General features: G+C 68.1%; 13 protein-coding genes. 2 read left to right on the top strand and 11 right to left on the bottom strand.

Annotation, left to right across the window (positions count from 1 at the left end; all coding sequences use genetic code 11):
• The first annotated feature begins 25 nt into the window (after nt 1–25).
• Nucleotides 26–1,033: an AraC family transcriptional regulator gene (locus AWB92_RS26830; protein WP_158090414.1), complete on the top strand. Its 1,008-nt coding sequence runs from the start codon at nt 26–28 to the stop codon at nt 1,031–1,033.
• Between the two features lie 72 nt (nt 1,034–1,105).
• Nucleotides 1,106–2,314, top strand: coding sequence for a cytochrome P450 (locus AWB92_RS26825; RefSeq protein WP_085191076.1), 1,209 nt, complete (start codon nt 1,106–1,108; stop codon nt 2,312–2,314).
• A gap of 65 nt (nt 2,315–2,379) precedes the next feature.
• Here AWB92_RS26825 and AWB92_RS26820 read toward each other — a convergent pair whose 3' ends face one another.
• The 11 genes from AWB92_RS26820 to AWB92_RS26770 all read right to left on the bottom strand — a co-directional run bounded on the left by AWB92_RS26820 (nt 2,380) and on the right by AWB92_RS26770 (nt 14,348).
• A complete protein-coding gene (locus AWB92_RS26820; protein WP_085191074.1) occupies nt 2,380–3,774 on the bottom strand; it encodes a phosphatidylglycerol lysyltransferase domain-containing protein in 1,395 nt (464 codons plus the stop codon).
• Between the two features lie 149 nt (nt 3,775–3,923).
• On the bottom strand, nt 3,924–4,805 hold the full coding sequence (locus AWB92_RS26815; RefSeq protein WP_142282331.1) for an acyl-CoA thioesterase II: 882 nt from the start codon (nt 4,803–4,805) through the stop codon (nt 3,924–3,926).
• 11 nt (nt 4,806–4,816) lie between these two features.
• A complete protein-coding gene (gene pyk / locus AWB92_RS26810; protein ID WP_085191072.1) occupies nt 4,817–6,235 on the bottom strand; it encodes a pyruvate kinase in 1,419 nt (472 codons plus the stop codon).
• Between the two features lie 63 nt (nt 6,236–6,298).
• A complete protein-coding gene (locus AWB92_RS26805; RefSeq protein WP_241523601.1) occupies nt 6,299–6,703 on the bottom strand; it encodes a DUF2752 domain-containing protein in 405 nt (134 codons plus the stop codon).
• Nucleotides 6,704–6,716: 13 nt separating this feature from the next.
• A complete protein-coding gene (locus AWB92_RS26800; RefSeq protein WP_173817497.1) occupies nt 6,717–7,109 on the bottom strand; it encodes a TM2 domain-containing protein in 393 nt (130 codons plus the stop codon).
• A 49-nt stretch (nt 7,110–7,158) separates the two neighbouring features.
• Complete coding sequence (lgt, locus tag AWB92_RS26795) at nt 7,159–9,135, bottom strand: prolipoprotein diacylglyceryl transferase (RefSeq protein ID WP_241523600.1); 1,977 nt, start codon at nt 9,133–9,135, stop codon at nt 7,159–7,161.
• Nucleotides 9,132–9,947 carry a tryptophan synthase subunit alpha gene (trpA, locus tag AWB92_RS26790; protein ID WP_085191066.1) on the bottom strand — a complete coding sequence of 272 codons (816 nt, stop codon included), beginning with the start codon at nt 9,945–9,947 and terminating at the stop codon, nt 9,132–9,134. Before trpA ends, lgt begins: the two co-directional genes overlap by 4 nt.
• Nucleotides 9,944–11,209: a tryptophan synthase subunit beta gene (gene trpB, locus AWB92_RS26785; protein WP_193791432.1), complete on the bottom strand. Its 1,266-nt coding sequence runs from the start codon at nt 11,207–11,209 to the stop codon at nt 9,944–9,946. Before trpB ends, trpA begins: the two co-directional genes overlap by 4 nt.
• Before the next feature lie 33 nt (nt 11,210–11,242).
• Nucleotides 11,243–12,061, bottom strand: a complete 819-nt coding sequence (gene trpC / locus AWB92_RS26780; protein ID WP_068103923.1) for an indole-3-glycerol phosphate synthase TrpC — start codon at nt 12,059–12,061, stop codon at nt 11,243–11,245.
• Between the two features lie 99 nt (nt 12,062–12,160).
• A complete protein-coding gene (locus AWB92_RS26775) occupies nt 12,161–12,817 on the bottom strand; it encodes a TIGR02234 family membrane protein (protein WP_085191064.1) in 657 nt (218 codons plus the stop codon).
• Nucleotides 12,810–14,348 (bottom strand): anthranilate synthase component I, encoded by a 1,539-nt coding sequence (locus tag AWB92_RS26770; protein ID WP_085191062.1) that lies wholly within the window; start codon nt 14,346–14,348, stop codon nt 12,810–12,812. The genes AWB92_RS26775 and AWB92_RS26770 overlap by 8 nt, the downstream gene beginning before the upstream one ends.
• Nucleotides 14,349–14,376: the final 28 nt, after the last annotated feature.

Below are 14,376 nucleotides of genomic sequence, written 5' to 3'. Positions count from 1 at the left end.
GTTGTCGTGCACGGGTGGGAGGCAGATGCAAACGAGACAAGCCGAGGATGTCGAGAACAAAGGGGCAGAGCATGTTTCGCACGCGTGCGCGTGGGGGACGCCGAAGAGTTTCGATGATTTCGCGCTCGCCTGCTGCGGTCACCCACACCTGAATCTGAGGACGGATCCGGAATTGTTTTCAGTCGTTCAGCGGCTCGGCCAGGTGGGCGCGGTCACGGTGTCCGATTTCGTGGTCGGCTCGGACACCTGGATGGATAACGGTGCGGAGTGCAGCGCGTATCGGGTGCTCGTGCTGGAAGCGGGCCGCGCGGAACGGGTTCAGCAAGGCTTGCCCAGTACGGCCGGTCCCGGCAGCGCCACCGTGTACGCGCCCCATGGCCTGGGGGCCGTGCGCTGGGTGGCGGCAACCAAGGTGACCTGTTTCCGGATCGACGCATGCACGTTGCACGACGCACTCAGCGATACCCTCGGTCGTCCTGTGACGCCGCCTATCGACGTCAATCCCGTGCTGCCGACCACGGCGGAATCGACCCGAAGCTGGATCGAGATGCTGTTGCTGTTCAAGCAACAGCTTTTCCGCGCGGACGGCCTGCTCCGGCAGCCAATGGTCGGATTGCCATTCGCGGAGAGCCTGGTACGGGGGTTCCTGCTGGCCGCCGAGCACCCGCACCGTGACGCCCTGTCGGGGCACGAGCGGCTCGCCGCACCTCGCGCTATCCGCGCCGCGGTCGAAATCATCGAAGAGGAAGCGCATTTGCCGTTGACGCTGTCCGAGATCGCGACTCGTTGTCACACGAGCGTCCGTTCATTGCAGCAGGGCTTTCAACGGCATCTGGCAACGCCGCCGATGTCGTATCTGCGTGACGTGCGGCTGCGCCGGGCCCACCAAGCGCTGCTGGACTCCGACCCCTCGACGGTCACGGTTGCATCGGTGGCGTACCGATGGGGATTCACCAATCTCGGCCGGTTCGCCGCTGCCCACGCCGCACGCTACGGCGAGCCGCCGTCGAAGACGTTACGCCGCAACGGGTAGCCGCGTTTTCCGGCTGCCGCGACGCGTACTTTGGCTAGACGAGTTCGCTTGGGGTGCATAACGTTAGCCCACATGGGGGCGAAACCGAACACACTTGATATCGACCTGACCGACGGCCACTTCTACTCCGGCGGGCGTGCCCGCGAAGCCTATCGCTGGATGCGTCAGAATCAGCCGGTCTTCCGCGACGCCACCGGACTGGCCGCGGCAGCCACCTATCAGGCCGTTATCGACGCCGAGCGCAATCCGCAGCTCTTCTCCAATGCCGGCGGCATCCGACCCGCATTCGCGCGGATGCCCTACATGATCGACATGGACGATCCCGAACATCTGCTGCGGCGCAAGCTGGTCAGCGCCGCCTTCACCGGCAAGAGGGTACGGAACAAGGCGCCGGCAATCCTGCGGATGTGCGACGCCCTGATCGACGACGTCTGCGAATCAGGAACCTGCGACCTTGTCCGCGACATCGCCGCGCCGCTGCCGATGGCGGTGATCGGTGACATGCTGGGCGTTTTGCCCGAGGAGCGCGCGACGCTGCTGAAGTGGTCGGAAGCGTTGGTGGGCGGCCCCAGCGCGCCGGACGACGAGGCGTCGGTGCAAGCGGTGATGGACGCATTCGCCGCGTACACATCGTTCGCCAGGGACGCCATCGTCGAACGCCGGAGCCGCCCGACGGATGACCTGTTCAGCGTGCTGGCCAACGCCGAAATCGACGGCCGTAGGCTGTCGGACGACGAACTCATTTACGAGTCACTGCTGATCCTCATCGGCGGCGATGAAACCACCCGCCACACCCTCTCCGGCGGGATCGAACAGTTGCTGCGGCACCGCGACCAATGGGAAGGGCTGCGCAACGACCCGAGCCTGCTGCCCTGGGCGGTCGAGGAAATGCTGCGGTGGACGTCGCCGATCAAGAACATGTGCCGCACCCTCACAACAGAAACCGAGTTCCACGGTGTGCGGCTGCAGACCGGCGAAAAGATCATGCTCTTGTTCGAGTCGGCCAACTTCGACGAGACGGTTTTCGGTGACCCCGAAAACTTTCGGATAGACCGAAACCCGAACAATCACCTCGCATTCGGCTTTGGAACCCACTTCTGCCTGGGCAACCAGTTGGCGCGGCTGGAGCTCTCGCTGATGCTCGCCCGGGTGCTGGACCGTCTGCCCGACCTGCGCCTCGCCGACAGCGCCGAATTACCCCGGCGTCCAGCGAATTTCGTCAGTGGATTGGAATCGATGCCAGTCGTGTTCACGCCGTCGAGGCCTGTTGCACCGCAATAGCCTGCCCGGCCGCCGCGTCTCTTCCGAGGCGGCTGCGCGCTTCGCGTCACCGCACAGCCCGTCGCTCACAGGTGCCGCCGGCGCGGCGTGAACTCCAGCGTCAACAGCACGACCACCAACTGGACCAGCTGGGTCATCGAGATCACCGCGTAGCGCCGGGCGTCCATCGCGTGGAACTTGCGCACGTAGCGGTACAGCGACTCGAGCGCGATCAGCGGGTCGAGCACGTGGATCAGCCGGTAGAACACCCGCTGGACCCGGCCGCGGTCCTTGTCCTCGAAGATCTCCGGAAACGCCGCGAACGACAGCGATACCCGTTGCGCACCAGCTTCTTTCGCGGCCATGATCATGTCGACGCTGAGCCGCTCGTCGATGCCGTTGGGCGCCCCGCGGCGACGCCACGGCACGTCGAGGCTGACGTCGCTGCCCCCGCCGGCGGTCGCGTACCGATGAAAACCCTGCACCCGGCCCGAGGCGTCCCTGGCGATGATCAGCCGGATGCCCGGGAACCGGCCCTCCAGCACGCCGTCGAGGTTCATGTAGAAGCCGCGATCATAATGAGCGCCGCTGGGCGAGGAGCGCACCACGTCCGTGAGCTCGGCAAGCAGTTTCTCGTCGAGTTGCTGCTCGTCCACGATCTCGGTGGTGACGCCGAAGTTGTGGGTGCGCTTCACCGCCTGCCGCAGGTTGCGGAACTTGCGTCCCTCCATCTCGAAGCTCGCCACGTCGACGACGACGTCGCGCCCGATCGGTATCGCGCGCAACGTTTGCCCGAGCACCGCCGGGTCGCGCCATAGGCCGAGTCGGCGCTCGCTGCACCCGACCACCGCGATCCGCCACCCGTGGGTGTGGCACATGGCGGCGAAGTCGGCGACCAACTCGGGGAACTTCGCTGCGTCGCCGACGGGGTCGCCACCGACCGCGGCGTAACCCAGCCGGGTCCGATACGCCAGCGCGGCGGTGCCGTCCGGCGTGAAGTGGTAGCACTTGCCCGTCTGCATGGTGAACGGGGCCAGCGGGTCGTCGGTGCTGGCATCGATCAACTTCCAGATGCGGGGCAGGTCCTCGGGCCGCGGGTGCGCGGTGGTCGGCCACATCAGCACCATCCCGGAGCCAACGATCAGCAAGTCCCCGAGCAGGTCGAAGGACAGCACGTGCGCGCCCAGCCCCGCCACCACGAAAAGCGCCGCGGCGACGGCGTGCATGGCCGTCACCGGACGGCCCAGGAAGATGCCGCGCGCGATGAAGGCCACCGCGCCCAGGACCGTCAGCGACCAGCCCAGCCGGTCGGAGTAGTGCCAGTAAGGCTGTTGGTGGTGGCGCGCCAAGATGAGGATCAACCACCCGGCCGCGCACAGCATGGCCAGCGCCCCAACCCAGCGCGCGGCCCGTGAATCGACGTGGACGACAACGCGTTCCCCCGCGCGGGGTTTGGCTGCGACGTCAACGGGCCCGTTCACTCTCACCTCCCGATGCGATAAGTCCAGCTTGGCGGCCTGATCACCGCCTTCGCAGCGAATACCCGGCTGATTGGAACTTACGCCCGATCACGGCCCGAGTGGGCGCAAATCAGGCGGTTTTCCTGCGGGTATGCCGCACTGTGACCTGTCTATCGTCCGGAAGCCGGGAAATATAACAGCACGCCCTCCTGCACCACCGTGGCGACGACCTGCCCGGAGCGGTCGAAGAAATGGCCGGTGCCGAGCCCGCGGGAATCCGCGGCCACCGGCGAGGACGTCGAGTACAACACCCAGTTGTTGAAATCGACCTGTCGGTGGAACCACACCGAATGGTTGGCGGACGCCGCGAAGATGCGGTCAAAGCCCCAGGACAGCCCGTGCGTGGTGATGGCCGAGTCCAGCACCGTGGTGTCCGAGGAGAACAACATGGTCGCGGTGTGCAGCACCGGGTCGTCGGGCAACGCACCCAGCGCCTTCATCCAGACCCTGTTATGGGGCAGCCGCTCGCCCTTGTCGCGCATGACCCACGAGGGATCGTTGGTGAAGCGCCATTCGATCGGCTGCAGGGCATTGACGAAGTGCGGCACGATCTTTTCGTAGCCGCGCAACAGCTCGGCGAGCGACGGCTGCGCGTGCGGCGAGGCGACCTGCGGCGGGTCGACGCCGTGCTCGAGGCCGGGGCCGCCCGACATGTAGGAGATCAGCGCCGTGGACAGCAGGATCCCGTCCTGCACGGCGTCGACGCGCCGGTTGGCGAACCGCCGCTCGTCGCGCAGGCGCGTCACATGGAATTCGATGTCCTTCGTGATGTCGCCGCCGTTGATGAAGTGCACCGAGAGCGCGCTGGGCGGCAGATCGTCCTGAGCCAGCGTGCGGCTGCTCGCGACGAACGACTGCGCCATGAGCTGGCCGCCGAACGTGCGCATCGGGTTCTTGCTGGGATGGGAGCCGACGAACTGATTTTCGGAGATGCAGTTCAGATCGAGCAGGGCTAGCAGTTCCTCGAAATCGTTGCCAGCCGGCACGGGCACTCCTCAGCTCCTTAGACGTCGTCCTCCCCGATCCGGTGCACATGGATCAGGTTGGTCGAGCCTACTGTGCCCGGCGGCGCGCCCGCGACGATGACCACCAGGTCCCCGCGCTTGTAGCGACCGAGCTCGAGCAGCGACTTGTCGACCTGGCGGATCATGCCGTCGGTCGACGTCATCATCGGGACGATGAACGTCTCGGTACCCCAGGTCATCGCGAGTTGGCTGCGCACCTCGGGCCACGCGGTGAAGGCGAGCAGCGGCAGCGGGGTGTGCAGCCGCGCCAACCGCTTCACTGTGTCGCCGGATTGGGTGAATGCGACCAGCGCCTTGGCGTCCAGGCGCTCGCCGATGTCGCGGGCGGCGTAGGAGATCACTCCCCGCTTGGTGCGCGGCACGTGCGCCAACGGCGGGGCGGCGGTGGAATTCTCCTCCACCGCGCAGATGATGCGCGCCATCGTGCGGACCGCCGCCAGCGGATACTTGCCCACCGACGTCTCGCCGGACAGCATCACCGCGTCGGTGCCGTCGAGCACGGCGTTGGCGACGTCGGACGCCTCGGCGCGGGTGGGGCGCGAGCTTTCGATCATCGAGTCCAGCATCTGGGTCGCCACGATGACGGGTTTGGCGTTCTCCCTGGCGATCTGGATGGCCCGCTTCTGCACCAGCGGCACCTCTTCCAGCGGCAGCTCGACGCCCAGGTCGCCGCGGGCCACCATGATGGCGTCGAAGGCCAGCACGATGGCTTCCAGGTTGTCGACGGCCTCGGGCTTCTCCAGCTTGGCGATCACCGGTACCCGCCGCCCGATCTGATCCATCACCTCGTGCACCAGCTCGACGTCGGACGGCGAGCGGACGAACGACAGCGCGACCAGGTCGACGCCCAGGTTCAGCGCGAAGGTCAGATCCTCGATGTCCTTTTCGGACAAGGCGGGGGCGGAGACGTTCATGCCGGGCAGCGAGATGCCCTTGTTGTTGCTGACCGGGCCGCCCTCGACGACGGTGCAGACGACGTCGTCGCCGTCGATGGCGTCGACGACGAGGCCCACCTTGCCGTCGTCGATCAGGACGCGGTCACCGACCGTGGCGTCCTTGGCCAACTTCTTGTAGGTGGTCGAGACCCGGTCGTGGGTGCCTTCGCAGTCCGCGACGGTGATCCGGACCGTGTCCCCGTCGGCCCAGAACGTCGATCCCGTCGCGAAGCGCCCGAGCCTGATCTTCGGGCCCTGCAGGTCGGCGAGCACGCCGACCGCGCGCCCGGTGGTGTCCGAGGCGGCCCGCACGCGGTCGTAGGCAGCCTTGTGGTCGGCGTAATCGCCGTGGCTGAAGTTCATTCGGGCGACGTCCATTCCGGCCTCCACCAGCGCCAGAATCATCTCGTCCGAGTTGGTTGCAGGGCCAAGGGTGCAGACGATCTTCCCGCGTCTACTCACGGCGACCCAGCATAGTCGTGCTAGGCGATCGCAGCCCGAGTTAACCGACTCGACGGACTGCGGCTACCCGCTGAGGACGGTCGGCACCAACGGGAAACCCGGAAGATTGCGCAGTACCGTCCAGGCGATCGCCGCGACCACGACGGTCACCACCGCCGGCATCGGCAGGACCGACCGGCCGGTGCGGCGGCGAAGCAGGATCCATCCGGCCAGCATCGGGATACCGAACAGCAGGAAGACGTTGTCGTTGATGGTGGCCATCAGGTCACCGTGCAGCAGGTCGTGCGTCATGCGCAGGCCACCGCAGAGGGGACAATTCCAGCCGGTGAGCCACTTGAACGGGCACAGCGGATACACCGAATTCACGTTGTGTGGGTCGACCAGGCCGACATAGCCGAGCGCGCCGGCCAGCAACACCCCGGTGCCCGCCGCGACGGCGGTCCGGTGACGGTGCGTGGCGTCCGGCACGCGCGATGAGGAATCAGGTGCCATCGCGCAGCGGGCGTCCCTGTGAGTCGGGGACGTTGCCGGTCAACATCAGAATCGCGTCGACGATCGGCCAGATCAGTCCGATTCCACAGGTGAGCCAGCCCACCAGCAGCTGTGCGACGCCGATCCCGATGTCACCGATGTAGAAGCGCCCGATGCCGCCGACGCCGATCAGGCTGAGCAGCTGCAGCAGGCCCGCGACGGTTTTCGATTTGTCCGAAAACGGTTGCCCGGTCACCGGATGCCGGCCATAGGGCGCCGCCGGGTCGTAGTAAGGGCCAGCCGCGGGATGTTGCGGGTACTGCGGCGGATATCCGGGCTGATATCCCGGCTGCTGCGGCGGCGGGCCCGACGGGGTGGCGTCGTTCCACGGCTGGTCAGTCACGATTTCAGCATGCCAGATCCGGTCCCCGCCCGCCGAAGAGTTTTGGCCGTCAGCCGCGGCGTCGGGTCCTCAGCCGGAAGTTCAGCCGCCGCCGGGTTGAACCGGTGTCATCGGCGGGGGTTTCGTCGGCGTCCGTCGCGGGCTCGGCCTGCTGCTCCTCGGCCGCGGGTTCGTCCGGTTCGGGCGGCTCCGAATCATCTTGCGGCTCTTCGGCTTCGGGCTCGTCGGCCTCCGATTCCTCGGCTTCCGGTTCCGCCTCGGCCTCGGGTTCCGCCTCGGCCTCGGGTTCGAGCTCTTCAGCTTCGGGCTCCTCGACTTCGGCGTCCGCAGCCTCGGTCGCGACGGCCTCATCCTCCGCGGCCTCCGCGGGCTCGGCTTCCGCGGGTTCACTTTCGACCGCCTCCGCCACGGCGGCCTCCGCGTCCGCGACCTCTCCCTCGTCAGATTCTTCGGTCTCGGGCTCTTCGGCCTCGGCTTCTTCGGCTTCGGCTGTTTTGGGCTCTTCGGTCGCGGCCTCTTCGGCCCCGACTTCTTCGGCCTCGGCGTCCGCTTCGGCTTCCTCAGGCTCTGGAGTTTCGGGCTCCGCTACTTCCGGTTCCGCGACCTCGGCCTCGGCAGTTTCGGCCTGTTCCTCTTCAGCCTCTTCGGCCTCGGCTTCGGCGGTTTCGGGCTCTTCGGTCGCGGGCTCTTCGGCTTCTTCGGCTTCGGCCCCGGCTTCTTCGGCTTCGGCCTCCGCTTCGGCTTCCTCAGGCTCTGGGGTTTTGGCCTCCGCTACTTCCGGTTCCGCGACCTCGGCCTCGGCAGTTTCGGCCTGTTCCTCTTCAGCCTCTTCGGCTTCCGCGACCTCTTCCTCAGCGGTTTCGGCTTCTTCAGGCTCCGCGACTTCGGCCTCGACGGTTGCCGGCTCTTCGACCGTCGGCTCGGCGGCCTCCGCTTTCACGGTCTCGGCCTCGTCGGCTTCTGCCTCGTCGGCCTCCAGCGGACCCGACCGCCTCCGCGGTATCAGCCGTTTCGTCGCCTTCCCCGCCGCCAAGACCGCGGCCACCCCGGCCGCCGGCAATACCCGCAAGCCGGTGATCGGCTCGAGTTCGGGCTCAGCTTCCGGCTCGCGGTCAGGCTTGGGTGCCGGCTTGGGCTTTGGCGCTTCCTCGGCGCCGTGATCGGTGCCGTGCAGAGTCGCGGGGTCTTCGCGGCCCTTGGGCGCCAGGATGATGTAGACAACGGCCCCGATGAACACGAAAGTTGCTGTGAAGACGTTGATCCGGATCCCGGCGATCTGCGTGGCCGTGTCGTTGCGCAGCAGCTCGACGCCGAAGCGCCCGACGCAGTAGGCGGCGACGTAGAGCGCGAAGAGCCGCCCATGGCCGAAGTTGAATCGCCGGTCGATGTAGATCAATGCGACGAAAACCAGCAGGTTCCAAAGCAATTCGTACAGGAACGTCGGTTGCACGACGAGCGCGACCTGACCCGTCGAGACGCCGTCGAGCGAATGCGGGTCGACGTATCCGGAGGGATCACGCCGGTAAAAGATCTCCAAACCCCACGGCAGTGTGGTGTCCCGGCCATAGAGCTCCTGGTTGAAGTAGTTTCCCAGCCGGCCGATCGCCTGCGCCAAGATGATTCCGGGCGCTATCGCGTCGCCGAACGCCGGCAACGGAATTCCGTGACGCCGGCAGCCTATCCACGCGCCGACGGCGCCGAGGGCCACCGCGCCCCAGATGCCCAGGCCGCCGTCCCAGATGCGCAGCGCCGCCACGGAACCGGCGCCGCCCGGACCCCAATAGGTCCGCCAGTCGGTGGCCAGGTGATAGAGCCTGCCGCCCACCAAGCCGAACGGCACTGCCCACAGCGCGATGTCGTAGATCACGCCGCGCTGCCCGCCGCGCGCCTCCCAGCGCCGGTCGCCGATCATCAGCGCCGCCACGATGCCGGCGATGATGAACAAGGCATAGGCCCGAATGGGCACCGGCCCCAGGTGCCACACGCCCTGCGGCGGGCTGGGGATGTAGGCGAGCAGATGCGTCACGATGCGGCCACCCTGAGCCGCACACCGGCGGCCAGTTCTGCCGTCAGCGCGCGCAGCGCGGGCAATCCGCCGTCGCCCAGCGCCGACACCAACGCGGACCCGACGATCACCCCGTCGGCGTAGCTGCCGATCTGCGCGGCCTGCTCCCGCGAGCGGACCCCGAGGCCGACGCCGACGGGAATGTCGGACACCTCTTTGACCCGGCGCACCAATTCGGGCGCCGCCTGAGACACCGCGTCACGCGCGCCCGTCACCCCCATGGTCGAAGCGGCGTAGACGAATCCCCGCGACGCCTCAACCGTCGTGACCAACCGCTGCGGGGTCGAGGACGGCGCCACCAGGAAGATGCGATCCAACCGATGCTCCTCGGACGCCGCCAGCCACTGCCCGGCTTCGTCGGGAATGAGGTCGGGGGTGATCAGGCCGTGCCCGCCCGCCGCGGCCAGATCGCGCGCGAAGGCGGCAACGCCGTAGCGCAGCACCGGGTTCCAGTACGTCATCACCACCGCGCGCCCGCCGGCCGCGCTGATCGCCTCGACCGCGGCCAGCGTGTCGTGGACCCGCACTCCCCCGTGCAGCGCCGCCTCGGTGGCCCGGGCGATGGTGGGGCCGTCCATGCCCGGATCCGAATACGGCACGCCGACTTCGATGATGTCGCAACCGGATTCGACGAGGGCGATCATCGCTTCCCGCGAAGTGGCCACGTCGGGATAACCGGTGGGCAGATAACCGATCAGCGCCGCGCGATTGTCCTTGCGGCAGGCATCGAAGGTCGGCCCCAGCCGGCTTGCTTGGCTCTGTTCGACCGTCACTTGTCGCCGGACCCCAGCAGGCCGAACCACTTCGCGGCCGTCTCGACGTCCTTGTCGCCGCGCCCCGACAGGTTCACGACGATGACCGCACCCTTGCCCAGCTCGGCGCCGAGCTTGACGGCGCCGGCCACCGCGTGCGCGGATTCGATGGCCGGGATGATGCCCTCGGTACGGCACAGGAGCCCGAACGCGTCCATCGCCTCGGCGTCGGTGATGGGCCGGTATTCGGCGCGTCCGGTTTCCCGCAGCCACGCGTGTTCGGGGCCCACGCCCGGGTAGTCCAGACCGGCTGAGATGGAATGGGATTCGATGGTCTGGCCGTCCTCGTCCTGCAACAGGTACGAGTACGACCCCTGGAATGCCCCCGGGGAACCGCCGGTGAACGTCGCCGCGTGCCGGCCGGTCTCGACGCCGTCCCCGGCCGCCTCGAACCCGATCAGCCGCACGCTCGGATCGTCGATGAAGGCGTGGAAGATGCCGATGGCGTTGGACCCGCCGCCGATGCACGCGGTGACCGCGTCGGGCAACCGGCCGGCCTGCGCCTGGATCTGAGCGCGGGCCTCCAGGCCGATGACGCGCTGAAAGTCGCGCACCATGGTCGGGAACGGGTGTGGGCCCGCCGCGGTGCCGAAGCAGTAGTAGGTGTTGTCGGCGTTGGTGACCCAGTCGCGGAACGCCTCGTTGATGGCGTCCTTGAGCGTTTGCGAGCCGCTGTCGACGGAGACGACCTCGGTGCCCAACAGCCGCATCCGCGCCACGTTGAGCGCCTGGCGCGCGGTGTCCACGGCGCCCATGTAGACCACGCAGTCCAGCCCGAGCAATGCGCACGCGGTGGCGGTGGCCACGCCGTGCTGGCCGGCGCCCGTTTCGGCGATCACCCGGGTCTTGCCCATCCTCTTGGCCAGCAGAGCCTGGCCCAGCACATTGTTGATCTTGTGAGAACCGGTGTGGTTCAAGTCTTCTCGCTTGAGGAAGATCCGCGCCGACCCGGCGTGCTCGGACAGCCGGGTGGCCTCGTAGAGCGGCGAGGGCCGGCCCGCGTAGTTGGCCTGCAGGTCGTCGAGGGTGTCCAGGAAGTCGGGGTTGACGCGTTCCTTTTCGTACGCGGCGGTGACTTCCTCGATCACCGCCATCAGCGCCTCGGCGACGTAACGGCCGCCGTACACGCCGAAATGACCACCCGGATCGGGGTCGTGACGGGTGGGTTCGGCGATGGCCGCACTCGAAAGCGGAAGCTCCGGGCGGGACAGGTCTACCATCACCAATTCTCGACGCGGGGACGGCTCATCGGCGTCCTAGCGAGACGGTTTCGGGCAGGACGGGTGGGTGCCCGCGGTGACCAGATCGGCAACCGCCGCGCGGGGGTCACCGGCTTTGACCAGTCCTTCACCGACCAGCACGGCGTCGGCGCCGGCGCCGGCGTAGGCCAGCAGGTCCCCGGTGCCGCGGACGCCGGATTCGGCGATCCTGATCACGTTGCTGGGCAGCCCCGGAGCGATGCGCGCGAAGCAATCCCGGTCCACGTTCAGCGTGGTGAGATCGCGCGCGTTCACGCCGATCACGTTGGCCCCCGCCTTCAAAGCCCGGTCGGCCTCTTCCTCGGTGTGCACCTCGACGAGCGCGGTCATACCGAGCGACTCGGTGCGGTCGAGCATCGACACCAGCGCCGACTGCTCCAGCGCGGCGACGATGAGCAACAGCATGTCCGCGCCGTGCGCACGCGCCTCGTGGATCTGATAGGGCTGCACCACAAAGTCCTTGCGCAGGACGGGAATTGAGACCGCGGCGCGCACCGCGTCGAGGTCGTCGAGCGAGCCGTTGAAACGCCGTTCCTCGGTCAGGACGCTGATGATGCGGGCGCCACCGTCTTCGTAGGCCCGGGCCAGCTTGGCCGGATCGGCAATCGGCGCTAGTGAACCCGCCGACGGGCTGGCGCGCTTGACCTCGGCGATGACGCCGATACCGGGCTCGCGCAACGCTGCCATGACGTCCAAGGGCGGGGGCGCCGCGGCGGCGGCCGCTTTGATCTCGCTCAGGCTGACAACGGCTTCGCGCGCGGCAACGTCGGCTCGGACTCCCTCGAGGATGGAGTCAAGCACGGATGCCGGACTCATGCCTGTCGTTCCCTTCCCACTGCCATCCCACTGTCACTCGGTTACTCAGCCGATTTCGATGACGTCAATGAAGGGTAGCGACCGTCGCCTCACGGCTCATCACCGACCCTCGCTGTCTGACCCACCGGCCCGATCGGTCGGGTCGTGTCCCTCGTCAAGCGCATCCCAAATCATCCGCTCCGACATCTCCGGCTGCTGCCCCTCCAGCATCGCCCCGCGATCGGTTTCGCGTAGCGCATTCGAACGGCGGGTCGCGGGCGCCGCGTATTTCGTTGCGCTCTCGCGCGGCAGCCCACCGGACCGCATCAACAAGACGGCCGTGATCAGTGTGCACACGGCGGCGGCCACCGCGACCGCGGCGCCGACGTACCGCCGTTCGCTTCCGACCAGGAACATCAGCGGGACATGCGCCAGTTCGGCGCCGCGCGCGGCCACCTCCGGAAGCACCCACAGGCTGATCCCCAGATAGCCGACCGCCAGGCTGGCCGCGGCCAGCAGCACGGCCAGGATCCGCAGCGGCCAGCCCCGCACCGCGAGCGCCGCGACGGCGGTGGCCAGCATCAGCAGCGCCAACGGCAGCAGCGCCGTCGACCAGGAGCCGCCCGACAACGTCACCTGCTTCGGGGGGCCCAGCCCGTCGAACGAGCGGATCACCACCCACGGCAGCCGCGACGCCACCCACAGCGCGCCCGCGGCCACCACCAGCAGCAGTTGGGCGATAACGATCGGGAGCCGGGACCGGCGGGAATCAGCCATCGCGGCCCGGCGGCGGCGCGGTCAGCGTCTCCGCGGCCGCGATCGCGTTGAGCACCGCCCGCGCCTTGTTGGAGGCCTCGGTGTACTCGTAGGGGCCGTTGGAATCGGCCACCACCCCACCGCCGGCCTGAACGTAGGCGGTGCCGTCGCGCATCAGCGCGGTGCGGATGGCGATCGCGAAGTCGGCGTTGCCGGCGAAGTCGAGGTAACCGACCACGCCGCCGTAGAGGCCGCGGCGGGTCTTCTCCACCTCCTCGATGAGCTCCATCGCCCGCACCTTGGGCGCGCCCGAGAGCGTGCCGGCCGGGAAGCAGGCCGTCACCGCGTCCAGCGCGGTGCGGCCCTCGCCGAGCATCCCGGTCACCGTCGACACCAGGTGCATGACGTGGCTGTAGCGCTCGATGTGGCTGTAGTCGTCGACGCGGACGGTGCCGGGGGTGCAGACCCGGCCGAGGTCGTTGCGGCCCAGGTCGACGAGCATCAGGTGCTCGGCGCGTTCCTTGTCGTCGGCCAGCAGTTCCTTTTCCAGCAGCTGATCCTCTTCGTCGGTGTCGCCGCGCCAGCGGGTCCCGGCAATGGGGTGCGTGGTGGCCCAGCCGTCGGCGACGGTGACCAGCGCCTCCGGGCTGGACCCGACGATCGAAAAGTCCGTTGCCCCAGCGCTGTTGGGCACGTGCACCAGGTACATGTAGGGGCTCGGGTTGGTGGCCCGCAGCATCCGGTACACGTCGATGGGGTCGACGTCGGTGTCCATCTCGAAGCGCTGCGAGGGCACCACCTGGAACGCCTCGCCCGCCGCGATCTGCTCGACGAGGTAGTCGACGATCTTGCCGTATTCCTCGACGGTGCGCTGCGAGCGGTGCCTGGGCTCGGGCCGAGCGAACGTGGCGACGGTCGACGGCAGCGGCTGGCCCAGCGCCTTGGTCATCACGTCCAGGCGAGCAACCGCGTCGTCGTAGGCCTCGTCGACGCGCTCGTCGGTGCCGTTCCAGTTCACGGCGTTGGCGATCAGCGTGATGGTGCCCTCGTGGTGGTCCACGGCCGCGAGGTCGGTGGCCAGGAGCAGCAGCATGTCGGGCAGGTGCAGGTCGTCGACGGCCAGTTCGGGCAGGCGTTCCAGCCGTCGCACCAGGTCGTAGGCGAAAAAGCCGACCATGCCGCCCGACAGCGGCGGCAGCCCGGGCATGGCGGCGGTGGCCAGCAGCTCGAGGGTGGCGCGCAGCGCCCGCAGCGGGTCGCCGCCCGTCGGCGCATCCTGCGGCACTGCGCCCAGCCACACCGCTTCGCCGTCGCGCACGGTCAGCGCCGACGGCGCCCCCGCGCCGATGAAGGACCACCGCGACCAGGACCGCCCATTTTCCGCGGACTCCAGCAGAAACGTGCCGGGCCGGTTGTCGGCGAGCTTGCGATAGGCCGACAGCGGAGTTTCGCTGTCGGCCAAGACCTTGCGGGTCACCGGGACCACACGGTGCTCCGCGGCGAGGTGGCGGAACTCCTCCCGTGAGGTGCCGGAGGCGAGGTGGGCGTGCACCGACCCATCTTCCCAGACGTGTGTGGGC

The organism is Mycobacterium sp. IEC1808 (assembly GCF_002101935.1).
Taxonomy (GTDB): domain Bacteria; phylum Actinomycetota; class Actinomycetes; order Mycobacteriales; family Mycobacteriaceae; genus Mycobacterium.
The sequence above is the reverse complement of the archived record's forward strand: the minus strand, read 5'-3'. Positions and strand labels throughout refer to the sequence as shown.